Source organism: Dyadobacter sp. 32 (assembly GCF_902506755.1).
Classification (GTDB): Bacteria; Bacteroidota; Bacteroidia; order Cytophagales; family Spirosomataceae; genus Dyadobacter.
Window position 1 is genome coordinate 6076364 of sequence record NZ_LR735258.1, and the last position, 25623, is coordinate 6101986.

Consider the following 25623-nt stretch of genomic DNA (forward strand, 5'->3'; position numbering starts at 1 on the left):
CTAAATGTTTATTAGTACTTAATACCCAAACCTATGATGATTGCTATAAATAAATGTTTGTTGGTGTTGCTTGCTGCAACATGGCTTGCAGGATGCTCAGGAAGTGAAAAGCAAGACAATACGGCTGAATTCCCTTCTGAGCTGGTGGATTTTATAGCCCTGGATAGTAATTCGGTTTTTAAAGGAACGGGAGATTCCACCACCTGGGACGAGAAGATCAGAGAGCGGGGGTTTATCCTGAAAGAAGATAGTACCTACTTTATGTGGTATACCGGTTATACAAAAAAAACAGGGGATCAAATCAAATATCTGGGCTTGGCCACATCGCCGGATGGCCTTACCTGGACCCGCCATCCCAACAATCCGGTACATAAATCGATCTGGGTTGAAGATGTGTTTGTCATGAAATCGGATAGCACTTATTACATGTTTGCCGAAAGCAGGGGGGATACCACGCATTTACTCACCTCGGGCAACAAAACAGACTGGAAGGATGAGGGGGCACTGGATATCCGTCTGAAAAACGGTAATCCAATTGGTCCCGGCCCATTCGGGACGCCTACCGTGTGGAAGGAAAATGGCACCTGGTATTTGTTTTATGAACGTAATGACGCCGCCGTGTGGCTGGCAACATCGACGGATCTAAAAGTATGGACGAACGTGCAGGACGAGCCGGTGCTGAATTGCGGGCCCGAAAAGTATGACCAGTTTGCCGTGGCATTTAACCAGATCATCAAACACAACAATCTGTATTATGCGTATTATCATGCATCGGCGTACAAAGACTGGCGCGAATGGTCAACGAATATCGCTGTTTCCCAGGATCTGATCCATTGGAAAAAATACAGTAAAAATCCGATCATCGGAAATGATACGTCGAGTGGAATTGTGGTAAAGGAAGGAGATCACTACCGCATGTATACCATGCATCCGGAGGTGAGGGTGTATGGATCCAAAGGGAAGTAACAATTCAAAAGATGATCTGAAATTGAATTTGTTTCTCAGATCATCTTTGAATCTTTACACTTCCGCCCTATAATACAAAGTCGAAACATTCTCAGGTCTTAAGATATTCCTGGCTGCGTCGTTAATATTTTCTGAGCTCAGGTTTCTGATAATTTCTGCATCGTCATTCGCCCAGTCTACATTGCCGGCATTGGCGGCAAAGGCCAGGTTCATTGCACGGTTTAGCAGTTCCACCTCAGAAAATACCAGCGTAGCTTCTGTTTGATTTTTCACCTTGGTCACTTCATCTTCCTGAGCACCTTCTTTTACCAGCCTGGCCAACACGTCTTTCACTGATTCGTCAGCTTCCTCCAATGTGATGCCTGGATTAAGATTGCCTTTTATTAAAAGTAATCCTGGGTCCAGCGATGACGTTACGCTTGCGCTGATGCTGTTGAATATAGGTCGATCTCTGAGCAGTTCCTGATACAGACGGGAAGATTTTCCGCGCCCGAGAATATCACTCAGCAAGTCGGAGGCATAGAAGCCATCTTCATATCTTCCGGGCATGTGAAAAACTTTGATAAGAGAATTGAGCGGAACGGCGGCGGATGTTTCAAGATGCCGGGCTTCTGTTTGAACGGGCTCCTTCGGGATGTTACGTACATATGGCGCACCGGCAGGAATGTCAGCAAACCATTTTTTCGCCAATGCCTGAATCTGAGCAAACTTCACAGCGCCGGCCACCACCATCACGGCATTGTTGGGCCTGTAAAAGCGGAAGAAAAAATCCTGAACATCATCCATGGTGGCACGTTCGATGTGCTCAATGTCTTTGCCAATCGTTGCCCATCGGTATGGATGTTTCTGATATGCCAAGGGTCTCAATTTGAGCCACATGTCGCCGTAGGGCTGGTTGAGATAACGTTGCTTGAATTCTTCGATCACCACCTTTCTCTGTACTTCCAGTACATTGGGATCAAAGGAAAGGCTCAGCATCCGATCTGATTCCAGCCAAAATGCCGTTTCAACATTGTCGGCTGGCAGTGTGATGTAGTAATTGGTTATATCAGGAGAAGTAAAGGCATTGTTTTCGCCGCCTACATTTTGCACGGGAATGTCGTAGCTGGGGATGTTTTTGGAACCTCCAAACATCAAATGTTCGAAAAGATGGGCAAATCCGGTTCGTTCCTGATCTTCGTCACGAGACCCTACATTGTATAAAATATTAACCGCAGCCATGGGTGTTGAAAAATCTTCGTGCACAAAAACTTTCAGGCCATTATCCAACGTAAACTGCTCGTAGCGAATCATAAATATTGATAAGTAAAAATTCTATCATTAAACCAGTCAAAATATTCACTGATTGTCGAAACCCCGGTAAAGTTTTTGGGGTTATAAACAAAGCTAATGTTCAGGTGGGATTCCACCAAACCATTTCGAGTATATCACACAAGCCATGAAATATTATTTCCGTTTTTTTTGCCTGGTTATTCTTTGTTTTATAGTTCCAGTTACGACCAATGCCCAACTGCTCAATGACCCGGCCTCCGTTAAAATGATCCAGAATAGCCTGGATAATATTTACAATTACGAATTCGAGGAGGCGCAGAAGACTATAGCACTGGTGGAGGCGAAGTATCCCGGTCACCCTGTAAATTACATTCTGGATTCATTTGTCTTGTACTGGAAATACCTGCCCATTAAAGATAACGCTGCCAAATCAAAAGAATATATTCAGCTTCTGAACCAATGCCTTGTTGCGATTAACAAAAAGTTTGGTAAGGATAGCCGGAATCCGGAAGCTGTTTTTTACACGATGGTAGCCCGTGGTTATATGGCCATGCTCTATAATTATCGCGGCGAGCTGATGAATGCGGCCGGGGAGGGTAAAAAGGCCTATAATGCCTTAACGGAAGGTCTGAGCCTGATCAGCAAAAACCCTGAGTTTTACTTCACCGCGGGCATGTACAATTATTACGTGGAAGTGTATCCCGAGGAGCACCCTATTATCAAACCAGTGATGTTGTTTTTTAAAAAGGGTGATAAGGTGCTGGGCCTAAAACAGATCGATCAGGGGACGAGGCTGGGTACCATTACCAGGGCAGAATCGTGTTATTACCTGGCCAGAATTTATCTGAAACATGAGGGTAAGCCTGATAAAGCCATGCCCTATGCGCAGAAACTGATGGATCTTTATCCGCAAAACGTGATCTATCGGATGACGCATATTGAGTCTCTACTGCTTTCCGGGCGTTATACGCAGGCGGTTTCCGGTATCAATATTTTGAAAAAAAATACCACCAGCTTTTACCCGCTGGCCTGGCATACTTTCCAGGGTTTGATACAGGAGAAGGAGGAGAAGGATGATGCCGCCGCCCAGAAAGAATATCTTCTTGCCCTTCGCACACCGTTTGATGATCAGTATACCAAAGAATACCATGCGATGTCGTATGCGGGGTTGGCGCGGATTGCTGCCCGGGCCGGGAATAAAGCCAAGGCCAGGGAATACTACAAAAAGTGCCTTGAAAAGGCTGAATACACAACGACGATTGCTGAGGCGAAAGGGTTTATGTAGTGTGTGGGGTGAAAGGACCTTTGATTTTCTATACCATTCAAGGCTCAATGAAATAGGTGCTGCAATTACTTCGGAAACAAACTCTTATCCAACCCCGGGATAATCCGCAAAGCATTTCTGTAATAAAGTTTTTTCAACACATCATCTGAGAGCCCCATCCCGTACATGCGCCAGAATGCGTGGTATTTTTTATGGTAGGGGAAATATTCATCTTCTGTTTCCAGCACTCTGAAATAGGTGGCGTATTCTGCCGGTACCCAGCTGTCTTTTCCGAAAAGCACCCTGTCCTGATATTTGTCAAAAAACTTTTTCGCCGCCCTTGGCTGGCGACCTAGCTCAGCTATCACCGCGCCGATCTCCACATACATGTTTGGCAGGGCAGTCATGAGGCTGTCCAGTTTTTTAAGGTTGTTGGGATACCAGCCCATGTGTGCATTGATGAAAATGGTTTTCGGATTGTCACGGAAAATTTTGTGCTGCTCGGCAATGAGCGAATCAAAAGGTACCGGATCCTTGGCGCCACGGCGACGCCCCGGATGTGTTTTTAATTCAAGCCAGCGTTCATTATAACGGTCCATCGGATCCCAGAATGATGGGACGTCGGCGGTATGAATCAGAACCGGAATACCGAGTGTGCCACATTTTTGCCAAACAGCCTGAAGACGGGAGTCGCTCACGGCAACTCGGTTTCCCTTGTCATCTTTAATGCCGCTGAAACCGAGGCTCTTATAAATTTTGAGGCCTTTGGCACCCATTTTTACATCTTCTTCCAGCTGCTTCACAGCCCTTGCTGTCCAGTCCTTTTCTCCAAATCCTTTGAATTGCAGATTGGTGAAAATGCCAATGCGTTTGGGTTGGTTTTTAGCCACATTTTCCAAAGAACCTTTCAACGTGGCCGTTCCATCGGCCCACTCCTGAGTCCAGCCGCGTCCGCTGAGATTGATCATGATGCCCATATTCAAGCTGTCCATTTGCCTGGTTAATGCTTTCAGATCTTGTGTCGGCATCTGGTATTGATGGTTATGCACATCAATGAACGGGAATTTGGCTCGTCGCGTGATGTGTTCGTCTACTTTGAGGGTGGAAATGGGATCATACTCCTCAAAACCAAGCGGCTGCGTGACAGACGAGGGTTCCTGGGCTTTGCAAGCCTGATAGGAAGTGCCCAGTATTATTGACAGTGTAAGTATTTTAACGAATTTCATTGATCAGATTTTTGAAATGTTATACTGCTTGTGTTGTATATCAAAGCCACACAGTGGGCAGCGATGCCTTCTTCTCTCCCCACAAATCCCAGATGCTCAGAGGTGGTGGCCTTGATGGAGATATCCTCTTCTGAAACAGCCATCACTTGCGACAGGCAGGACTTCATTTCTGGAATATGTGGGTTCAGCTTCGGGTTTTGAAGTACCACGGTGACGTCTATGTTTCCGACTTCAAATCCTTTTTCCCTGACCATTTCCAGTACTTTCGCCAATAGTAGTTTGCTGTCCACGCCTTTCCACTGTGGATCCTTGTCCGAAAAATGATAGCCGATATTACGCATGTTCGCCGCTCCAAGCAATGCATCGCAGATTACGTGGCAAACTACATCGGCGTCGGAATGCCCTTTGGCGCCGTGCGAATGAAGTATTAAAATCCCGCCAAGCCAGAACGGCCGGCCTTCTTCCAGTTGATGTACGTCGTAGCCTTGTCCTATTCGGAATGGAAACATATTGAAATTTTATCGTATTGAGGTGCTGTATGGCGCAGCACAAAAAAGTGAATGGGCAATTTAAGCATTTAATAAAAACAATGGGTCAGGCTTTGACACGAATTAAATTCCAGGCTATTGTGGCCCTCAGCAATCGGCAGTCGGCAGGGCCGCCAGGCAATCGACTGGAAATCTTTGGCTTGGATACTTTTGAGAGGGGATAAGCGGGCTCTTCAATCGCCGCATAGGAAATCGTGGCAGTTCTTTTAAAAATAAAATCGCGACTATTTGCGACGATCTACGAAAGTTTCGTAGTATTACGAAAAATTCGTAATAATGGAGAAACTAACACAGCAAGAGGAAGAAGCAATGATCGCAATCTGGAAAACGGGGGAGGGCACAATCAAGTCTTTTATGGAAGCAATGAGTGAGACAATACCATATACCACACTGGCTTCAACGGTGAAAAATCTTGAAAAGAAAGGGTATGTTCAAAGCCGACCGATAGGTAATTTTTTCATTTACTCGCCCGCAGTAACGGAAGAGACTTACAAGCAAAAGTTTATGGGTAACGTCGTCAGAGATTATTTTGAGAATTCGTACAAGGAGCTGGTCAGTTTTTTTGTGGAGAAAAATAAAATTTCAGCGGATGAGCTGAAAGAGATCATTGGGTTAATAGAAGGTAAAAAGTAGCCACATATAAAAGAATTCAGCCATGTCTCCATTCATTGATTACCTGATTAAATTGACTATTGGTCTGTCCGCGACCAGTTTGTTTTATTTGATTGTGTTGCGCAGACATACCTTTTACAATTGGAACAGATGGTACTTGTTGATTTACAGTGCACTTTCATTCGTCATTCCGTTTGTTAATATCAGCCCGGCGCTGGAAAATGGTCAATTCATTGAAAGTAAATTAGTCGAAACCATTCCGACCGTTCAGGATCTTACCCTTGTAAAAATGGGAAGTTCAGAGGAGGGTGCGCCTCCCTTCGTTGTTCAGGAACCTGATTCATCTGCAGGATTAGAGCTCTGGCAGCAAGTACTGATTGGTTTATTTATTCTTGGGGTGCTCGTGATGGTCATCAGGCTCGCGATAAACTGGGTTTGTTATCTCAGTATCAAAAGGAAAGCTGCACTTATCACCGATGAGGATGTTCAAATATATTATACAAGCCGGGAAATTGTGCCTTTTTCTTTTGGCAGGGGCATTTTTGTCAACCCTGCCTTGCATGAAGAGAACGAGTTGCAAGAGATTTTTCTTCACGAACTGGTGCATGTAAAGCAGAGGCATTCCGTAGATATCATTTGGGCCGAGATACTCTGTGTTTTAAACTGGTATAACCCATTCGCTTGGATGATTCGTCATGCGATACGGCAAAACCATGAATACATTGCAGACAGGGCAGTGCTCGAGCATGGTGTGAATGCCAGGGAATATCAATATCTCTTACTGAAAGTTGTGGGTGTGCCCGAGGTATGGCTTGCGAATCAGTTCAACTTTTCGTCACTTAAAAGACGTATCATCATGATGAATAAGAACAAAACGGCTCCTATTTTTCTGTTGACCTTTTTATTCGGTTTACCCTTACTTGTCCTTTCCGTCATCATATTTAGAAATAAGGCAGATACAACCTCTCAGGGTGAAATAACGCGCTTCTATGCGGGTATGCAGCCCGCGAAAATGACAAGGCCCGGGCACCTTGCAGGGATTGTATTGGATGGGCAAACTGGTTTGCCCGTTGTGGGATTGCCTTTAAAAGTTTCCATTAATGACACCTTTTACAAAACGATATTGACAGATCGCAACGGGTTTTATTTTGAAAGAATCAATTCTAACGACTCGATCGGAGGTGTTGGAATCGATTATGAAACCCAAGAATACAAAGGTTTCGGTACGAGTGGTTCCGCAATTTATGGTACATCGCAGGTTGTTTTTGTCGCAAAAAACGAGGCAAGCGAATTACAGACAGAAGTTTTCTGGGAAAATTTCGAATTTCCTAACGGCAAAGTTGCAGATGTAACTCAGGCTGCCTTCACGTTTTTGCAGAGCAAAGCCAAAGAGCGCGGGTTTCTATATAACCTTGTTATGACCTTTAGAAACAAATATCATTGGGCTAATAAAGAGGTTACCAAATATCAGAATGCTTATTTCGACAGAGAAAGAAGACTTATCGGATATGTCAATGAACTGAAATTTTTTCTGGACGGAAAAGAGGTGACGTATCAGAAGATTAACGACGCCTTCGAGTATTCGAGAGTGGTTAATTTGAATGTCAAGCGAGCACCGGGCTCCGGAAGTAGTTTTTTTAATCCTAAGTTGGCGTCAAAGATGTATTTCTACACATTCCCTACCAGTAAGGTAGCTCCCCCTGCTGCGTCAGTTTCCAAAGACAACGTTGTAACCGTGGATATTGAGAAATTTGATCTTTCTGTGCTTGAAAATGATGCTTATATGCTGGAAGGTTTTCGTCAGGTGAATGGTATTGGCAGCAATCTTCGACCAGCAAAGGAGGACATTAAGAGAATTTTTCTTTTCAAAGGGAACCTGGCCAGATATTACGATGGGAAATTGAAAAAGCTCTGGTGGATCGAGACAAGGCCTGTGGAAGAAGTTAACGAAAGGCCCGATCTGGCGGTCAAATAAGCTGATGTGGGGCAAGCACTTTTTTAATTTAAGATTAATTTCAGGTTTGATTCAATTCGCTAAGTTTGGTAAAAATATAGTTTAAATAAAAGCTCTTTCTAGCACTTTTTGCATCGCTAATTGGGTTAAACTGTTAACAGAATTGGTAAGTTTTATCAAACCATCTATTGTCAAATCATGAAAACAAACATTGGAATTTCAGACTGCAACACGCAGGCCGTTGCTTTTCAGTTGAACAAACTGTTGGCAAATGAGTTTGTACTTTATACCAAAACCCGCAACTACCATTGGAATATCGGCGGGATGAATTTTTTCGAACTGCACAAATTGTTTGAAGGACAATACGAGCAGCTTCAGGTGATCATGGATGACATTGCAGAGCGTATCCGTGCCATTGGTCATTATTCAGAAGCCCGTCTTGTTGATATCTTGAAACTGACGGATCTTCTTGAACCGGAATACACAACGGATGAGAAAGTTCAGTTAAAAAATTTGCTCGACGACCATGAGACCATCATCCGCATCCTGCGTGTATTGATCACCGACTTTGCTGATACACACAAAGATCTGGGTTCTAGCGATTATGTTACAGGGTTGCTTCGTGAGCATGAAAAAATGGCTTGGATGCTACGGGCTTTTTTGAAATAGTTACTGGATTTCAGGATTATATATTACTTTGCCGGCCTCTTCACATGAGCCGGCATTTTATGTCTATAGGGCAATGATAATTGGAGAGAAGATTTAGCCCGTATAACTTAATGACAGCACGCATTAAACGTATTCTAAAAACAATGATGATGACGTTTTTGGCCCTTATTCTTGTTCTTGGCCTGGCCATATTTGTATTTATTCAGCAAAAGTCTTTTGGGAAACACCCTGAGGGTGCCAGGCTGGAAAGGATAAAAAAATCGCCCAACTATGTGAATGGAAGTTTCACGAATCTCACAGATACACCCTTACAAAGCGAAGATGCGAGCTACCTCCGAATGCTTCTGAAATTTATAGTGAAAGCAGCGAATGTAGCTCCACCCAAAGCATTGCCATCGGTGCGGACTGATTTGAAGGCGGCACCATCTCCCAGGCCAACACTGACCTACTTTGGACACTCGTCGTACCTTATACAGATGGATGGCAAGAATATACTGATGGATCCTGTATTTTCGGAACGGATTTCGCCCGTGCAGTGGTTGGGAACCAGAAATTTCGACGGTACAGATGTTTATGGACTGAGCGATATGCCGGCTATTGATTATGTGATCTTATCGCATGATCATTACGATCACATGGATTACGAAACGATCAAGCAACTAGCCAACTCTCCCACCCGGTTTGTGGTGCCACTTGGGGTAGGGGAGCACCTGGAATACTGGGGCATAAAGCCGGATAAAATTACAGAGCTGGACTGGTGGGAGGGTTCTGATGCCATTGAAGGAATGAAAATCACCTCCACACCGGCAAGACATTTTTCGGGTAGAAGCTTTAAAAGCGGAAAAACGTTATGGTCATCCTATGTGTTACAATCCGGCGATTATAATCTGTTCCTCGGTGGCGATTCGGGATATGAAAAGCATTTTGCGGAGATTGGTAAAAAGTTCGGTCCTTTTGATCTCGCCATCCTGGAATGTGGGCAGTACAACGAATGGTGGCCCTATATACACATGATGCCGGAGCTAACGGCACAAGCGGGCATTGATCTGGGTGCAAAGATCGTATGGCCGGTGCATTGGGGGAAGTTCGCGCTCGGGTTCCACCCCTGGGATGAGCCCATCTTTCGCATTTCCAAAAAAGCAGAAGAACTACGTTTACGACTGACGACGCCCATGATCGGCGAGCAGATCGTTATCGGTTCACACTATCCGAACCAGAACTGGTGGGAGCTCGAATTGGAAAAACCTTGACAAAAAAAAGCGCCCTGAAAACCTACATTTTCAGGGCGCTCCTATTATTGGGGTAACCAGCTTACTATGGTCGGATCTCCGTTTTTAATCGGTTGATTTCTTCTTGCTGATTGGCGCTTTTGAAGTAATAGTACAGACCGGCAATAAGGAATATTTTGGATAAGATGAATACCGCTATGAAAGCCGGACGCCAGTATTTGTGCACTTTGATATGGGTATCATTAACCTCTATTTCAAGATACTGACTTTGGTGATCCTGCTTGTCTCGATTGAATACATGTTTGGGCTTTCGAATCTCGCCATTACCAACCCTTAATTCAATAATATCTCTGGTCTCTGGCGGCGGAGGAACAGCACTTGCGGTAAAGTAAGTCTGTACGGTATTCTCCAGGTCGATCAGATACGTGCCGATTTGCGCTTCGCTTTGAATGAGCTGTTTAACCTGTTCTTCTTCTTCCCGCGACGACAAGCCCAATAAATAGGACTCCAAAACTCCGCTTTCAATAATATCCTTCGTGTTCAATGTGTGTATGATTTAAGAATTGAGAGAAGATTTGAAAAAGTCATGAAAAGCTTTAATCACTTCCGATTTGGTCAGATGAAGTTTTTCTGCGACCTCATCAGGTGTGTAACCCTGGCGGAATGAAAGGTCGAATATTGCTTCGGGTGACCTGTCCGCCGGAACGCTGTTATTGCCTAAGGCAGAGAAATCGGAAAGCTTACGTTTGGCTTCGACTGCCTTTGCCCTGGCCAGCTTAATAATGCATACGGCAAACGTGAAAGGGTAGCTGTTGCAGGCTTGTAACAGGGGAGAAGAAAAAACACTTACAAGTATTTCCTGAGCAAGATGAGGCTGTGGGACGATCTGCAAAATTATGCCATAAGCCATTGAGCCAAATTGATCATAGACCTCTAATGGCGTTAATTTGTTGGCGGGCATGACAGGTGCGGCGACTTGAACCCCATCATTTGTTCTTTCCAATTCGTTCATAAAACGGCAATTTGGTTAATCCTGGATTTGAAAGGTTAAAAATCTGAATGGTGATGAAGGAGATAAAAGGGAACGGGGATTTGTCGGTAATAGTCAGTATAAAGTCCGTTTCTGGGGAAAGCCATGTATATGAATGTTCTTACTGGATTTCGAGTCGAATTTCTCAGTGAACCTACGACAAAGCTAGAAACTATTCTACCAACAAATGTGGTTAATCTTAGGCAAATTAGCAAGTTGTCCTCATGAGAATTTAGCGATGAGCAGATCTTTTCAGAGCAACCCAATTCGATAGTTTTGTTGTGGGTATGTACCGGGAAAGGCCCAGTGCCTGCGATGGACTCCACCTGAACAGCGATTAATACCCTACTAAATTATAGTAACTTTGCGCTATGAACAAAAGTATAGCAGTCATTTTCGACATGGATGGTGTGATTTGCCACACCAATCCGTTTCATTCCAAAGCCTTTCGTGTATTCTTTTCGAGCCGGAATCTCAGTCCTACGGATGAAGAGTTTGCCGAACACATGTTTGGAAAAAGTAATAGTTACATTTTAAGCCACTTCCTGAGACGGAACATTTCCGGAGCCGAGCTGTTGGAACTGGAAGAGGAGAAGGAAAGTCTGTTTCGTGAGCTGTACGAGCCGCATGTGGATCCAATTGCCGGGATTGTTGGATTCATCAATGAGCTGCATGACCATGGGGTAAAGCTGGGCGTTGCGACTTCTGCACCAGGTGCCAATCTGAATATGATACTTGGGAAAGTTCCGATTCGTGAAAAATTGAGCTCTCTGCTGGCAAGTGAAAATGTAAAAATGCATAAGCCCGACCCTGAGGTATACCTGACTTCGGTCCGGAACCTGGGCGTTTCTCCTGACCAATGTGTCGTTTTTGAAGATTCATTTTCAGGCGTTTCGGCAGCGATCAATGCGGGCATGAAGGTCGTGGGTGTGCTCTCTTCTCATACCAGAAACGAACTCCCGCCATGTGATTTGTACGTTGAAAACTATAATGAAATGACGGTTGAAGTAATTCGAGGGCTGGTGGGGTGAGGGGAAGGGCGGGGGGCGCTTTTGAACTTCGCCCCCTGTCTGGATCGCTTCAGAGCGTTGTGGTGTCTTTCACTTTTGCGTCAAATACGCCGGTCAGCACCTTGTTGTTTCGTTTGATCTGGAGAAATATCCGGTAACGGCCTTCTTTGGGAAAAGAGTAGGGAAACGAGATGCTGTTGCCATGTTCCATACCCATGGCACCCGTGGAATTGGTTTCGTACATACCCATTTCTGTCATTAAAAACTGTTCCCTTTCTGCGGTGGACATGGATCTCAACTGTGCCATGTGACGATCAATACTGTCTCTGAAAGCAGCCGATGTTGGTCGTTTGGCGATTTTAGTAGTGTCTGAAAGCCGGTTTTTAAAAATTTGTTCCGTGGCCATGGCGAAAGTACCCGTAGGGTGTAAATGAATGTACACGGAGCCGTCCGACCGGACCACGGCCACATGCCCCATCATTCCAAGGTAGGGCTCTGGCGTACAGGGCGTACCATCCGGATTGAATATTTCAAAATTCAATTGATAAGGTTTTCCGGCGTCCAGTGATTTATCGGGCTTTCCTTCCCAAACCGCATAAGAACCATCTTTGAAAATCGTTTTCGTTCCTGGTTTTCCACAAATAACAACATTCTCGTCAATCGGCATTCTTCCTGGAGCATTCAAGGGGTCGGTTACCACGTAGGTATCTTCTTCGGCAGTAACTTTCAGCTCCTTCAGAGCCGGACTGATTTCCGGAATATCCATGGTATCCACTATGGTTTCTGTAAAGCCTGAGTAATTCACGATGTCGGCATACATCAGGTATTTACCTCCGGGCAATTTTGGCAGATATCCTTCAAAAGTGATACTGTCCTGTCTTTCAGGGTGGATGTGCGCAAAGGCATCCAGGCCTGGTGTCCTGACCAGAAACACATGCATCAGTTTGCCATGATCCGGAATTAAGGTACTTAACATGCTCCCCTTTTTACTTCCAATCCAGTCGGCGGTATCGATTTTCAACTGGAAAATGCGCTGGTAATCAATTATTTGGGTAACTGCATTACCCGTCGTGGGTTTGTACAGGTGTTTGGTGTAATCTGCTGCCCACGCGTTCCACCAGCTGCCTCCTGCATATAATACGAGCGCACACACAAGTGAGGCAAGACCCATCTGTCGCCATCTTTTCGTTTTTTGTGCGGATGTAAGCGCCTCACCAGGCAAGAGTGTAGCGTCACTCACGCTGGCGCCGATTGTGGTAATCATCAATAAAAAGAGGATTACGCCCAGTATACTTAAACCAAAACCCAGACCTTTTGGCATTTTTTCCTGAGCTGTGGAGATAGCCAGCACGGGTACAACGAATTCTCCCTGACCCTTATCACCTGTAATTTCCAGCTGCACGCTTGCGGATCCACCTTCCATAAACCAGACGTCACCCTGGAATTGGTTGTTCTGACCTTTTACACGTAGTAATTCATCACCTGAGGGGGCACCCTGGCTTCCCGACCTGAAATAGATGGGGCGGCCCAGCACTTTTGATGCATTTTCATCCTGTACAAAAACAGTGACTTTTGCCGTACCAGGAATCACCTCCGGGGGTTGAACATTAACGAGTATTCTGTATGGCCCGGCCATACCCTGCATTTGGACTCCAGGGCTTCCAACGTGACCATAGCCGGCCAGACTTATCAGGAACAGGGCGAAATATATTAGTTTTTTCATCTTTGAATTTTACGCATCCAGTTACCCCACAAAAGTCCTACGCGGGTTGATATAAGACCTGAAATCAAGGCGATTCCCAATCCTCTGACGAGTTCAGCCGAAGATTCTTCCATCCATGACGCATACTTATAGCGGTATTCCCATTGAGGCGGGTTCCCAAAGTACCAGTAATGACTGCCAAAAAACCAGTTTCGCGCGTAAGGCGACTCCATCAGAAAGGCACCAAAGAACCACTGTACTATGAAAAATACGAGCAGGAACGCAACTCCAAGAATGATCGTGAGTTTCCAGTCATTCAGGTGCGCATAACGGTTTCTTAGTATGTCCAGCACAATACCCGGGATGATCAGGAGTAGCGGAAAATGAAAGCCCTGATAATGGTCGATATGGGTAAGGATGGGGCCTAGTTTCGGCTCTGCCGGAAAAAGTGGAATAATCCAGAGGGTGCCGAGCATTAATAGCGTGTAAACGGCGGTTACAGCTGTAATGGTCCATTTATGTTTGAAAGCCCTGGCCACAGACACCAGCAGGATAGGAAATGCTGAGGCCGCATAAATATAATAGTCGGAACGGTGGGTTTTCATTCGTCCGAGCTCTTCCGAAAGCAGCGTATACCAGATGGTCAGTAAAAATCCTGCGGAAAGGGTGAATAACCAAAACAGGACCTTGTTGAGTACTTTTCGGCGCGCATCAGAAATATTCACCCATTGCTTCGACTGATTCTTCACAGCGATTACACTGATCATTGCGCCAAACTGAATGCCTATGATCCCGAGAATAAGAACCGTATGTGGTGGCGAAAGAATTGTAACATCCAGACCGTAGGCATTGTGCCACCAGTCGTCAAATGGGGCTGATGTAAGCATGGCAAGTGCTCCCCATACACAGAAAAGCGATCCCAGGGAGCTGTAAAAAAATCCCCAGATTTTTACACTTTGTGCTTTCTCGGAAGTACTACCCCAGAATGATTTGCGTAAAATCTCATATCCTGAAAATATCCCGGCGACAATCGCTCCTAGATAAATCACCAGGTGAGGAGGGGACAAAAGGCCATCCCGCCCGATACTGAGGTGCCAGCAAATATCCCAGATCAACCCGGTAATCACGCAGAAGGAGGAGAACACCGTTGCGTATATGTAAGCCGGAATGCCCGGAGCGAACTGAACCGGGACTGGTCTTCCCGTTTTTGCGGGTGGCTGGCCAATGATTGTTTCCATGGGAATGGGTTATTGTTTAGGCTTAGTATTTTATTATGGGTCAATAACATAAGGCAATACCACGATCTGGCAGGAACGTACTAGTGCTATGGACCATACCCTGGCAATTAAAGCTGAAAAGGTCGCATGGCCTTTACAAAGCGACCTTTAAAGTAGTTTGAAAAAAGATTATCCTCCCTTACGCCACGGGAGGTGGACGCATGGATGAAAATGATCTCATCCTGATTCCGCACATCGGTCACTATTCCCGCATGTGACACATAGCCCTCTCTTCCGGCTTCGGGAACAAAAAATACCCAGTCGCCGGGTTTAATGTCTTTGAGGCTACCCACCTCCGACCCAAACTCTGATTGTTGCCAGGATATTCTGGGTACCTTGACACCAATCTCCGAGTAAACCGAACATATCAATCCTGAACAGTCAATGCCGCTTTTGTCATTCCCGCCCGAGCGATAGGGTGTACCGGAATACGTCCGGGCCACTTCCACTACCTTCGGTATCTCAGCAGACGCGGGCGATCTGGAATAAGTAGGCCTATTGTTAACGGTAGCAGGTTTTTTTGTTGGTGCCGGTTTATTTGCCGGCTTTCGTACAGGTGTCCTGGAAGCTACACCTGGTCGCGCAGTGTTGGAGCTCCGGGACCTGTTATTTTTTGCGGATGTTTTGGAAGACTCTTTACGTAAAGTGTGGCATGAAAAAAACGAAACTGAGAAAATGAAAATAAAAATCAGGTAAGTGGAAATATGCTTATTCATGAATCACCAGTTTGCGGACGATAACTTTGGTTATACAAATAACGATACTTCCACTAAAAATAGTGAACGAATAAGCTGAAAAGAATTGTCGTCCTGAAATGGCATGGATGAAAAAGTATGTCAAATATTATGTGACTGGCCGCTTTGTAATTAGTTTTGTTGTTGGTTTGGATTGCTGGTCGGGTGATTTAAATCTTTGTTTTACAATTGCCTGAATATCTATCAATGAAAATTATTTGTGTTGGCCGTAACTATGCGGATCATATTGCGGAGTTGAATAACGAGCGCCCGGATGCGCCTGTAATATTTTTAAAACCTGAAACTGCGCAGATACGTATCGGAGAGCCGTTTTTTTATCCGGACTTCTCAAAAGACGTTCACCACGAAGTGGAACTGGTTATCAAAATCAACCGTGTTGGTAAAAATATCGAAGAGCGATTTGCCCATAAATATTACGATGAGATCGGTATTGGTATCGATTTTACAGCCCGTGATCTGCAATCGGAATTAAAAAGCAAAGGGTTGCCCTGGGAGCTTGCGAAGGCGTTTAATGGGTCGGCCCCAGTCTCTGATTTTGTACCGGTTTCTGATTTTGAGGATATTCAAAATATAAGTTTTAGCCTTGATATTAACGGAGAGACCCGTCAGTCCGGCAATTCTTCCATGATGCTGTACCGGATCAATTACCTGATTTCTTTCGTTTCAAAATATTTTATGTTAAAAAAAGGGGACCTGATCTTCACGGGCACACCCAAAGGTGTTTCACCTGTTCATATTGGAGATAAGCTTACGGCCTTTATCGAAGGCAAGAAGATGCTGGAACTGAACGTTAGGTAACTACCGGTGCCATCATTTCATCGCTTTCAGGTATTCATACACTTCCTTTTCATGCGCAATAATTATCGAACTTTTGTTCGCACGCTTTTTTTTGTTCTTGCTTTCTTTTGTTATGTTCCGCAAGCGGAAGCGCAGAAGCAATCTTACCCCAAAGACTATTATCAATTTCCAATCCGTCCGGGATTGCCAAATTCTTTGGCGGGAGGGCTTGGTGACCTGCGTACCAACCACTTTCATGCCGGGCTGGATATCCGCACCGAGCAGCGTGAGGGGCTGCAGGTGTATGCGGCTGCAGAAGGTTATGTGTACAAAGTGGCTGTACAGCGAAGCGGTTACGGGAATGTTATTTTTCTTCGTCATCCCAATGGACAAACCACAGTGTATGGGCATTTGTTGAAATTTAGCAGTGCCCTGGCAGAGTACGTTCGTGGGGAGCAATACAAAGCACAGACTTTCGAAATAGATCTTTTTCCGGAACCCGGCAAGTACACATTCCGTAAGGGTGAGGTCATTGGGCTTTCGGGGAACACGGGGGGCTCGGCAGGCCCACATTTACATTTTGAAATAAGAGATTCGAAAGACAACTATCTGAATCCGCTTTATTTTGGATTTAAGGAAATCAAGGATGTAACACCACCCAAGTTTGTAAGTTTTGCCGTGCGCCCGCTGGATATTAACGGAAGGGTTGCAGGCCAGTTTGATCGCAAGGTTTTCTATCCCGAGAAACTGAAGGATGGCACATATCGGATCAAAACTCCGATAACAGCAACAGGGATAATCGGCCTTGACTTGATGGCGCATGACCTGATGACAGGCACGGGATTCAGGTATGGACTGCAATGCATTGAGATTAAGATGGACAGCACGGAGGTGTTTTCCTATAACATGGAAAATTTCCCCAATAAAGCCACCCGTGATTACAACAATCTGATTGATTACGAAACCGAGCAGCTTACCGGGCAACGGTATTTGAAATGTTATGTGCCTGATGGAAATACCTTTGATCTTTATAAAACCGGACTTTATAAGGGTAAACTGTTTATCAGTGATACGCTGGAGCACCAGGTGAAAATCAGAATTTCAGATTCATTTGAAAATTTCTCGGAGCTAATCTTTACCATCAAAGGCGAAGCAACCAACCCTGTTTTACCGGTGTTTGACTCCGAAATAAACCCTGAATGGGTGCAGACTGATATAGATGAAAATACATTAAAGGTCAAGGCCAAGTTCTACCGAAGTGCCACGCCGATTGCAATCTATTATGGGTCGGGGGGGGAAGTAAGGAAAGAACCCGATTTCTATTCGGGTGAAACGGCAGTATTTCTTACAGATTTACGAGAATTTGTTCCAGACTCTGTTCGGATCGGCAATGCAGTGGCAAAGACGTACATACGGAAACAACTGCTGCCCGGCATAGTTTCAGCATACCAGTCTGAAAAATGGTCAGTTGAATTAGGTGATACAAGCCTGTTTGATACACTATTTTTAACAGGCCAGAGAAATTACAATGCACTCACGGTAAGTAACGCGGGGGTGGCACTCAATAACTACGCCAAAATTTCATTTACTCCGGAGGATACTTCGTTCATCAAGGAGAGGAGTAATGTGTATCGCTATGTGGCTGGTGATTACCGGTTTGTAGGTGGTGTGTGGGCTGGGAATGAGATCAGTTTCCAGACACGTGAACTTGGTACTTTCGTGGTGCGAAGTGACACTGTACCGCCCAAGATCAGGCTGTTGGAAAATAGCAAGAGCCGTATCCGTGGATATATCTGGGACGCTTCCTCAGGAATTAAAAGTTTTAGTGCCCGGGTGAATGGTCAGTGGGTGTTGTTGAATTTTGATGCCAAAAAAGGTTACATCTGGTCGGAAAAGCTTGATGAAACGCAAATTTTCGAAGGTGAACTGGCTCTGGAAGTAACGGATAGGGCAGGAAATAATACTATCTTGCAGGTCGAAATTGCTGAACCGGTAGTAAAAGCAAAAAAAACAAGAAAAAGATAATTATGGGACTAAAAGCAGGAGATATTGCACCTGATTTCTTATCAAAGGATCAGAATGGTACAGAAGTAAGGCTTTCTGATTTTAAAGGGAAAAAGGTCATTTTGTATTTTTATCCACAGGACAATACGCCCACCTGCACCAAGGAAGCGTGCAATCTGCGTGACAACTACGATACGTTGCTGGCAAAAGGTTACGTGGTGCTTGGCGTAAGCCCCGATTCAGAGAAGTCACATCAGAAATTTATCAGCAAGCACAATCTGCCATTTCCACTACTTGCCGATACGGAGCGTCAAATCGTTGATTCCTATGGTGTTTGGGGTGAAAAAACTACTTTTGGCAAAACCTATATGGGTATTTTACGCACTACTTTTGTTATTTCCGAGGATGGTTTAATTCAGGAGGTTATCTCCAAAGTAGATAGTGCCAATCATACCGATCAAATTTTGGGCACAACTGCATAAGAAATAGTTATAATTGAAGCTTGAATTGTACGAAATTTGTAAAAAAATGAAAAGGGGGTTGTTAAATTGAAAGTCCAACAGATCATAATATAATGGAAATTGAAAAGTTAGAAAAAGTTGCGTCTCAGGTTCGCAGAGACATCGTTCGCATGGTACATTCATGTCAGTCGGGCCATCCGGGAGGATCTTTGGGATGTACGGAGATTTTGGTGGCTTTGTATTTTGAGCAGATGAAGCTCAATGAAGAAAACGGAAAACCTGTCTTCGATATGAACGGAGAAGGAGAGGATTTGTTCTTTTTATCCAATGGCCACATTTCTCCGGTATGGTATAGCGTGCTGGCACACAGAGGATATTTTGAGAAAAGTGAACTGGCAACGTTCAGGAAACTGAATTCGCGTTTGCAGGGGCACCCTACCACACACGAGCATCTGGAAGGCATCAGAATCGCTTCCGGTTCTCTTGGACAGGGAATGTCTGCCGCCATTGGATCAGCACTGGCCAAGAAATTGAATAAGGATGACCGTACTGTTTTTGTTCTGATGGGTGACGGCGAGCAGCAGGAAGGCCAGGTTTGGGAAGCAGCCATGTTTGCACCCCACCACGAGGTGGACAACCTGATCGCTATCATCGACCTGAACGGACAGCAGATAGACGGTCCTACATTGAAGGTCATGAACAACCGGGATCTGGGAAAAAAATACGAAGCTTTTGGATGGGAAGTAATTTCTATCGAAGAAGGCAACGATATGGCTGCTGTGGTAAAAGGTCTTTACGAAGCCAAAAGCAGACTGGGACACGCTCGCCCGATTTTGATTCTTCTGCATACAGGCATGGGCTTTGGTGTGGACTACATGATGGGAACGCACAAGTGGCACGGAACTGCGCCAAATGACGATCAATTGGCAGTGGCATTGGCTCAGCTGGAAGAGACATTGGGAGACTATTAACCAGCTGTTGGCTTTTAGCCGTTAGCTACATGGTGCGAACCAGTTTATGAAGATAAAAAAACTCCATATCAAGAATTTCAAATCCCTCGTCGATCTCGAAATCGTCGAGCCGAATCCCTTTACGGTTTTTGTTGGGGCAAATGGGGTGGGGAAGTCGAATATTTTTGAGGCGCTGGAGTTGGCGAGTTTTTTGTATGACTGGAATAAAAATAGTGCAGTAAGGCTATTTGGTGGAAAGGATTCAATATTGAGCCGGAATTTGTTGAAGACGTTTTCATCGGAAGAGAAAGAGGTTGAAATCAAATTTGAATCTAAAGAGACAGGCTATTTTTTTACTTCTGGGAGTGGTTTTAGCTCTTTTACGGATGACGGCATAACTGATGCGCAACAAGAGTATAATTTGCCTTTTCACAACGAATTCCTTGCTCAATTTCTATTTTCATTTGGTCGAATTTTTGTTAAGAATCAAGAGTTACTCAGAGTTCGTGAAATATCAAGTGAAAGACTCAGTATTGATTGTTCGAATCTCGAAAAGGTGTTAAAACGCTTGCTTGATGATGAGCTCAAACGCGAGGAAATAACAGAATATTTGCAATTATTTGTTCCAAGTCTGGAAAGAGTTCAAGTTTTGTCAAGTGAACTGAGTGGAACAGAAACTTTGCTGATCTTTGAGAAGGATTTTAAAAAACCGTTCACCAAAGAATTAATCTCGGACGGCACTTACAACATTCTCTGTTTGATTACCGCTGTTTTTCAGTCTGATGAACCTCAATTTCTTTGTATTGAAGAACCTGAAAATGGATTAAATCCTTTCGTAATTAAGGAGTTTGTCAATTTGTTTAGAAACGTTTGCGAAGAAAAGGGGCACTACATTTGGCTTAATACACATTCCCAATCCTTGGTTGGAGAGCTAACACCCGAGGAAATTGTTCTGGTGGATAAAGTCAACGGAGAAACTAAAGTGAAGCAAATTAAAGGGTTAAATTTTCATGGCTTACCAACGGATGAGGCCTGGGTTTCCGGAGCGTTGGGGGGGGGAGTGCCATGGTGAGGCTTGGGATATTATGTGAGGGAGAAAGTGAAACTTACATCGTTAAATCTGAGCAGTTTCAAAACTGGATATTAAATGCTGGGCTCGAATTGGTTGGTATTAGACCAGTTGGTAGCAAAAATCAATATTGGGAAGATAGGTTAGAATCTCATCTATCAATTTTAAATGATTTGAATTGTGATCAGATAATTATTCTGGTAGACTTAGATAATGATAGTTGTATTACTGAAACCAAAAGATTAATAAAAACTGGTATTAATCAGCATGTAATCGTTTCTGTAAAAGAATTTGAAAATTGGTTTTTGGCAGATTTCCAAGCATTGGGCAAGCTTGTCTCGAAAGAAGTTTATGTTGAATTTCCTGAAATGGAGGACGAACCGGTACGAAAAATCATCGAGCTCAACAATGGAAAAGGATTTGGAGGCAGCAAACCCAGGCTTGCTGTGAAAATGAGAAACAATGGTTTCTCAATACAAAATGCAGCTGAACATCCAAATTGCCCTAGTGCCAAATACTTTTTAAATAAATTGAAAGAAATAGCAGTTCAAAATTAAGATTAGAAAATACATTAATAATGAAAAAATACACTTTCACGGAAAAGAAAGACACCCGCTCGGGGTTTGGAGCCGGGATGCATGTGCTCGGACAGCAGAACCCCAATGTGGTGGCCCTTTGTGCTGACCTGGTGGGTTCGCTGAAACTTGAACCATTCATTAAAGAAAATCCGGATCGTTTTGTTCAGTGCGGGATTTCAGAGGCCAATATGATTGGTGTTTCTGCCGGCTTGACGATCGGAGGGAAAATTCCTTTTGCCACGACATTCGCCAACTTTGCAACGGGTCGTGTTTATGATCAGATCCGTCAGAGCGTTGCTTATTCCAATAAAAACGTAAAGATCTGTGCTTCTCACGCTGGTCTTACTTTGGGAGAAGACGGTGCAACGCACCAGATTCTTGAGGACTTGGGCATGATGAAAATGCTTCCCGGAATGACTGTAATCAATCCTTGTGATTACAATCAGACAAAAGCCGCCACCATTGCGATTGCTGATTACGAAGGTCCGGTTTATCTTCGTTTTGGCCGTCCTGTTATTCCGGTATTTACGGATGCTGACCAGAAGTTTGAGATTGGCAAAGCATGGATGGTGAACGAAGGAACAGACGTCAGTATTTTTGCTACCGGCCACATGGTTTGGGAAGCTATTCAGGCCGGCGAGCAGCTGGAAGCAGAAGGCATCAATGCGGAAATCATCAACATTCACACCATCAAACCGCTGGATGAAGAAGCAATTCTGAAATCCGTAGAGAAAACGGGTTGTGCAGTCACTGCCGAAGAGCATAACCGTATTGGAGGTTTGGGCGATAGTGTTGCGCAGGTTTTGATCAAGAATAAGCTGGTGCCTCAGGAATACGTTGCTGTGGACGACAGTTTTGGAGAAAGCGGAACACCTGCACAGTTGATGGAAAAATATGGCCTCACTGCCAAGGACATCGTAGCTGCTGCTAAACGCGCAATTGGAAGAAAGTAAATTGTGCTCTGGAAGGCACATGAACTAGTACTATAAAATGAGAGTCTTGCGAATGGTGAAACATGTTTTTGCCTTCGCAAGACTTAGTTTTATTTGGCCTGAATGGAAAAATAAACTATTATTGATATGCGTTGAGAAATTCTGTATCTACCTGCGCTTTCAAAGGAAACGTTCTGTTAAAAGGGAAAATCCAGGATCCAACCAATAGGTGAGCACCAACTAAATGTCTGACGAAGAATTATTAGCTCTTTTTCAAAATCCCGAAACGTCGAGAAACGGCTTCAACCAGATTGTGCGTAAGTACCAGCAGAAGGTCTACTGGCTTGTGCGTAAAATGGTGGTGGATCACGATGATGCGAACGACATTACCCAGGACGTTTTTGTCAAGGCCTGGACCGCTCTTGAAAACTTTCGCGGGGATGCCAAACTTTACACCTGGCTATATAGGATAGCGAGCAACGAGTCAATCAATTTTTTGAACAAAAAGCGTAAAAGATTTTTTGTTCCCATTTATGATGTTGAAAATGAACTGAATGAGAAATTGGAGGCGGATCCGGAACTTAGTGGGGATGTAATTCAGCTAAAATTGCAAAAGGCATTACTGAAATTGCCCGAAAAGCAAAGGCTGGTCTTCAATTTGAAATACTACGAAGAATTGCCCTATGAAGAGATTTCTGAGATTACAGGAACTTCCGTCGGCGCCCTCAAAGCATCGTATCACTGGGCTACAAAAAAAATTGAAGATTTTTTGAATGGCACGGATTAAACCATTTCCAGTTCTGTCAGTCAAACACTCATTAATAAAGAAATTTAAAAAGTAATGGACAATAACCGCATACGTCTGGATGATCTGAAAAAAGCACCACCTTTCTCTGTGCCGGAGGGATATTTTGAAAAATTACCTCAAATGATCCAGTCCAGAATCGTTTCTGAGCCAGCTCGGAAGCCAGTAGTGGGATGGGCCTGGCAAAGATCGCTGGCCTTGATTTCTGCCGCAGCGCTTATCTTCGTTCTGGTGTGGGTGACGGTACCTGAACGCCAGGGATCACTGGGGCAAGGTCCGCTCAGCGATATCAGTGATGCATCCATCGTGGATTATCTGGAAGATGAAAATATCAGCTATTACGACCTGAGTGAACATAAGGTGATTCAAAAAGCTTTTGAAACCGACTCGACTGTTTTGAATTATCTGGATAATTTGGACGAGGAGTTTCTTCGCCAGCAGATTCAGGAAAATAACGTTTCCGGAACCGGCACAATTTGACCCTATCAATCATAAAGAGATGAATATACTTAAATCAATCACTCGAAGCCGAATTATTGTCATCACGCTTTTAGCGCTGCTTTCAATTACGGCGGCCGTGGCTCAGCGTCCTTCGGATGAAGAACGTCAGAAAATACAGGATGCTAAAATGGCGATTATAACCAACCGGCTGAATTTAACGTCGGAACAGTCGGCGGGTTTCTGGCCGATTTATAACGAGTACGCTCAGAAAAGGAGAGATCTTCACCGCGCTCAGAGAAAGATAATCAATGACAAGCGAGCCGAAGGGAAAACGGATGAGCAGGTACTGGAAAATCTCAAAGAAGTGCAGGAGATCAAGCAGAAAGAGCTGGATCTGGAAAAGGAATATCAGAATCGTTTTCTCAAAGTAATTACCGCCAATCAGGTGGTGGAGCTTTATAAGGCCGAGCGAACTTTTAATGAGATGCTTATTCAGCGTTTGAAGCAAAGGCCTGAAAGAAGAAATTGATAAAAATTCATGATAATAAATATGGAGGCTCTGGGATATCCCGGAGCCTTTTGTGGTTTTGGCAGGATGGCAAACCCTGACAGGGCCTTTTTTGTCTCAAGCATATGACAGCGAAGGATCTTATTATGTCTGTTGGTGCATGTACTAAATCAAACAAACCGCTAGATACGTCCAAATGGCGTGGCTAACGGTTTGCGATGATCTGGTGAGGCAGCCACATTGCCAAATCAAACTTTGGCAACCAAAGCATTCTTTTTACTCGGTAACGATCACTTTTTTGTATTGAACGGATCCGTTTGTAGTAATTATTTTGACCTGGTACGCGCCCGGTATGATGGCCCCGAATGTCCATGGTTCTTTTTTATTGGTTCCGTTAAAGTTTTTGGACATCATGGTTACACCCGACAGGTTAATAAGCTGGACTTCGGATATTGGCTGTGAAGCTGTAACATTGACGAATGTCCTGGCCGGGTTGGGGTAGATGTTTGCCATGGCTTCACCGGCGAGTTGTGCGGTTACGATTCGGCTGTAAGCAAAAGTGCCGTCTTTATCAACCATTTTGAGGCGGTAATACAGTGCAATGCCTGGCTGCGCATCTTTGTCCAGATAGCTGTAGTCTGATCCTTTGTTGCTCCCGTTTCCTTTGAGGGTTGTAAGCTGCCTGAAACCCGGGAATAAGAAGGCTAATAACGAAGATGAGTCCACTCAGAGATAGATATTTTTTTTTCTGAGAATTTGACCGGAAGGAGTGTGATGTTTCATGATTATGCGAAGCATCATCAAAATAGCATAGTTTTTCCATAGAACAAGATGGATAAATAAGATTGAGGAGAATGTAAAGTTTAGTGCGATGATTTAGTCGCCAGCTGTCGACTGAATCAAATTTCATTCGCAGGATAGCAAAGACGTTAGAAAATTTTGGAAAGGCTCAGTCGGAATATCGCTGATGTTCGCGGTTAGATACCGCGCTATTTAGATGAAAATCGACGGATTCATGCACCGGGTTAGTCAATGAATCCATACAAGATCGGTTGAAATAAGAAATGTGCGTCATAAGAGGAAGATTGAAATGGATGTGTGCTTAGGAAATACTTGTTAATTTCCTGACCGATTGGGCAGTAGATAATGCTCCTGTAAACAGGAAATGATCCAGAATGGATGATGAAGAATGATGCCGGCAGATGAATTACCCTAACGGCGTGAGTAGTTTAAGAAGGAATACGTTGAGTGGCGGAAAGCAACGTTGAGCGATGAGTGCGCTGCAATGTTTGCAGGCGTTTCGGTTATTGAATATCGAAGATCGTTGAGCAGGTTGTAGACCGTGTCGACTTGCCTATTGTTTTGATAAAAAATGACTTTGGTCAATTTTTATGTCACTCCTTTTTGTAAAAGTAACCAAAGAAACATTTAAATCAGCTGCGAGATTAAAAAAAAATTAAAAAATTGCCAATAAAATTCGAATTGTAGTTGAACTATTAAAGATGATTCGAAATAATTTTGTATAGATGTTAATAATGGCACGAGGAGGTAGGGGATAAGTAGAATTAACTGTATTGTTGGAAA

At 44.2% G+C, this 25623-nt stretch carries 26 protein-coding genes; 17 read left to right on the plus strand and 9 right to left on the minus strand.

Annotation, left to right across the window (positions count from 1 at the left end; translation table 11 throughout):
* The first annotated feature begins 33 nt into the window (after nt 1-33).
* Nucleotides 34-966, plus strand: a complete 933-nt coding sequence (locus DYADSP32_RS24885; RefSeq protein ID WP_149240228.1) for a glycosylase — start codon at nt 34-36, stop codon at nt 964-966.
* 54 nt (nt 967-1020) lie between these two features.
* On the opposite strand, the gene DYADSP32_RS24890 is transcribed toward DYADSP32_RS24885, so the two are convergent.
* Nucleotides 1021-2259, minus strand: coding sequence for a M16 family metallopeptidase (locus DYADSP32_RS24890; RefSeq protein WP_149240227.1), 1239 nt, complete (start codon nt 2257-2259; stop codon nt 1021-1023).
* A gap of 145 nt (nt 2260-2404) precedes the next feature.
* Between DYADSP32_RS24890 and DYADSP32_RS24895 the strand changes: the two genes are divergently transcribed.
* On the plus strand, nt 2405-3523 hold the full coding sequence (locus DYADSP32_RS24895; protein ID WP_414618038.1) for a tetratricopeptide repeat protein: 1119 nt from the start codon (nt 2405-2407) through the stop codon (nt 3521-3523).
* A 65-nt stretch (nt 3524-3588) separates the two neighbouring features.
* Here DYADSP32_RS24895 and DYADSP32_RS24900 read toward each other — a convergent pair whose 3' ends face one another.
* Together DYADSP32_RS24900 and ispF are read right to left on the minus strand one after the other, a co-directional pair.
* Nucleotides 3589-4728 carry an amidohydrolase family protein gene (locus tag DYADSP32_RS24900; RefSeq protein ID WP_149240226.1) on the minus strand — a complete coding sequence of 380 codons (1140 nt, stop codon included), beginning with the start codon at nt 4726-4728 and terminating at the stop codon, nt 3589-3591.
* Complete coding sequence (gene ispF / locus DYADSP32_RS24905; RefSeq protein ID WP_149240225.1) at nt 4725-5237, minus strand: 2-C-methyl-D-erythritol 2,4-cyclodiphosphate synthase; 513 nt, start codon at nt 5235-5237, stop codon at nt 4725-4727. The genes DYADSP32_RS24900 and ispF overlap by 4 nt, the downstream gene beginning before the upstream one ends.
* A 315-nt stretch (nt 5238-5552) precedes the next feature.
* Here ispF and DYADSP32_RS24910 point away from each other — a divergent pair, with 315 nt between their 5' ends.
* The 4 genes from DYADSP32_RS24910 to DYADSP32_RS24925 all read left to right on the plus strand — a co-directional run bounded on the left by DYADSP32_RS24910 (nt 5553) and on the right by DYADSP32_RS24925 (nt 9761).
* Nucleotides 5553-5909: a BlaI/MecI/CopY family transcriptional regulator gene (locus tag DYADSP32_RS24910; RefSeq protein ID WP_149240224.1), complete on the plus strand. Its 357-nt coding sequence runs from the start codon at nt 5553-5555 to the stop codon at nt 5907-5909.
* Nucleotides 5910-5931: 22 nt separating this feature from the next.
* A complete protein-coding gene (locus tag DYADSP32_RS24915) occupies nt 5932-7863 on the plus strand; it encodes a M56 family metallopeptidase (protein ID WP_149240223.1) in 1932 nt (643 codons plus the stop codon).
* 177 nt (nt 7864-8040) lie between these two features.
* Complete coding sequence (locus DYADSP32_RS24920; RefSeq protein WP_149240222.1) at nt 8041-8511, plus strand: Dps family protein; 471 nt, start codon at nt 8041-8043, stop codon at nt 8509-8511.
* A 110-nt stretch (nt 8512-8621) separates the two neighbouring features.
* Nucleotides 8622-9761, plus strand: a complete 1140-nt coding sequence (locus DYADSP32_RS24925) for an MBL fold metallo-hydrolase (RefSeq protein ID WP_414618039.1) — start codon at nt 8622-8624, stop codon at nt 9759-9761.
* A gap of 64 nt (nt 9762-9825) precedes the next feature.
* Here DYADSP32_RS24925 and DYADSP32_RS24930 read toward each other — a convergent pair whose 3' ends face one another.
* On the minus strand, nt 9826-10284 hold the full coding sequence (locus DYADSP32_RS24930) for a hypothetical protein (protein ID WP_414618040.1): 459 nt from the start codon (nt 10282-10284) through the stop codon (nt 9826-9828).
* 12 nt (nt 10285-10296) lie between these two features.
* Complete coding sequence (locus tag DYADSP32_RS24935; RefSeq protein WP_149240221.1) at nt 10297-10752, minus strand: sigma-70 family RNA polymerase sigma factor; 456 nt, start codon at nt 10750-10752, stop codon at nt 10297-10299.
* Between the two features lie 389 nt (nt 10753-11141).
* Between DYADSP32_RS24935 and DYADSP32_RS24940 the strand changes: the two genes are divergently transcribed.
* Nucleotides 11142-11801: an HAD family hydrolase gene (locus DYADSP32_RS24940; protein ID WP_149240220.1), complete on the plus strand. Its 660-nt coding sequence runs from the start codon at nt 11142-11144 to the stop codon at nt 11799-11801.
* A 49-nt stretch (nt 11802-11850) separates the two neighbouring features.
* Here the strand turns inward: DYADSP32_RS24940 and DYADSP32_RS24945 are convergent, their stop codons facing one another.
* The 3 genes from DYADSP32_RS24945 to DYADSP32_RS24955 all read right to left on the minus strand — a co-directional run bounded on the left by DYADSP32_RS24945 (nt 11851) and on the right by DYADSP32_RS24955 (nt 15475).
* The gene (locus DYADSP32_RS24945) at nt 11851-13503 is read right to left on the minus strand and encodes a hypothetical protein (RefSeq protein ID WP_149240219.1); all 1653 of its coding nucleotides are present in this window, start codon (nt 13501-13503) and stop codon (nt 11851-11853) included.
* Complete coding sequence (locus DYADSP32_RS24950; RefSeq protein WP_414618041.1) at nt 13500-14720, minus strand: hypothetical protein; 1221 nt, start codon at nt 14718-14720, stop codon at nt 13500-13502. The genes DYADSP32_RS24945 and DYADSP32_RS24950 overlap by 4 nt, the downstream gene beginning before the upstream one ends.
* 107 nt (nt 14721-14827) lie before the next feature.
* Complete coding sequence (locus tag DYADSP32_RS24955; RefSeq protein ID WP_149240218.1) at nt 14828-15475, minus strand: C40 family peptidase; 648 nt, start codon at nt 15473-15475, stop codon at nt 14828-14830.
* Nucleotides 15476-15682: 207 nt separating this feature from the next.
* On the opposite strand from DYADSP32_RS24955, the gene DYADSP32_RS24960 reads away from it, so the two are divergent.
* The 10 genes from DYADSP32_RS24960 to DYADSP32_RS25005 all read left to right on the plus strand — a co-directional run bounded on the left by DYADSP32_RS24960 (nt 15683) and on the right by DYADSP32_RS25005 (nt 24060).
* The gene (locus DYADSP32_RS24960) at nt 15683-16312 is read left to right on the plus strand and encodes a fumarylacetoacetate hydrolase family protein (RefSeq protein ID WP_414618042.1); all 630 of its coding nucleotides are present in this window, start codon (nt 15683-15685) and stop codon (nt 16310-16312) included.
* Between the two features lie 51 nt (nt 16313-16363).
* A complete protein-coding gene (locus DYADSP32_RS24965; protein ID WP_149240216.1) occupies nt 16364-18316 on the plus strand; it encodes a M23 family metallopeptidase in 1953 nt (650 codons plus the stop codon).
* A gap of 2 nt (nt 18317-18318) precedes the next feature.
* The gene (gene bcp, locus DYADSP32_RS24970; RefSeq protein ID WP_149240215.1) at nt 18319-18777 is read left to right on the plus strand and encodes a thioredoxin-dependent thiol peroxidase; all 459 of its coding nucleotides are present in this window, start codon (nt 18319-18321) and stop codon (nt 18775-18777) included.
* A gap of 65 nt (nt 18778-18842) precedes the next feature.
* The gene (locus tag DYADSP32_RS24975) at nt 18843-19727 is read left to right on the plus strand and encodes a transketolase (RefSeq protein WP_414618184.1); all 885 of its coding nucleotides are present in this window, start codon (nt 18843-18845) and stop codon (nt 19725-19727) included.
* A gap of 46 nt (nt 19728-19773) precedes the next feature.
* Nucleotides 19774-20778: an AAA family ATPase gene (locus tag DYADSP32_RS24980; RefSeq protein WP_149240213.1), complete on the plus strand. Its 1005-nt coding sequence runs from the start codon at nt 19774-19776 to the stop codon at nt 20776-20778.
* Nucleotides 20779-20867: 89 nt separating this feature from the next.
* Nucleotides 20868-21332, plus strand: a complete 465-nt coding sequence (locus tag DYADSP32_RS24985; protein ID WP_414618043.1) for a hypothetical protein — start codon at nt 20868-20870, stop codon at nt 21330-21332.
* A 20-nt stretch (nt 21333-21352) separates the two neighbouring features.
* Complete coding sequence (locus DYADSP32_RS24990; protein WP_149240212.1) at nt 21353-22306, plus strand: transketolase C-terminal domain-containing protein; 954 nt, start codon at nt 21353-21355, stop codon at nt 22304-22306.
* A gap of 223 nt (nt 22307-22529) precedes the next feature.
* Nucleotides 22530-23072 (plus strand): sigma-70 family RNA polymerase sigma factor, encoded by a 543-nt coding sequence (locus tag DYADSP32_RS24995; RefSeq protein WP_149240211.1) that lies wholly within the window; start codon nt 22530-22532, stop codon nt 23070-23072.
* Nucleotides 23073-23126: 54 nt separating this feature from the next.
* Entirely contained in the window at nt 23127-23570 is a 444-nt protein-coding gene (locus DYADSP32_RS25000) for a hypothetical protein (protein ID WP_149240210.1), read from the plus strand.
* A 19-nt stretch (nt 23571-23589) separates the two neighbouring features.
* A complete protein-coding gene (locus DYADSP32_RS25005) occupies nt 23590-24060 on the plus strand; it encodes a hypothetical protein (protein ID WP_149240209.1) in 471 nt (156 codons plus the stop codon).
* 255 nt (nt 24061-24315) lie between these two features.
* Here the strand turns inward: DYADSP32_RS25005 and DYADSP32_RS25010 are convergent, their stop codons facing one another.
* Nucleotides 24316-24765 carry a T9SS type A sorting domain-containing protein gene (locus tag DYADSP32_RS25010; RefSeq protein WP_149240208.1) on the minus strand — a complete coding sequence of 150 codons (450 nt, stop codon included), beginning with the start codon at nt 24763-24765 and terminating at the stop codon, nt 24316-24318.
* Nucleotides 24766-25623: the final 858 nt, after the last annotated feature.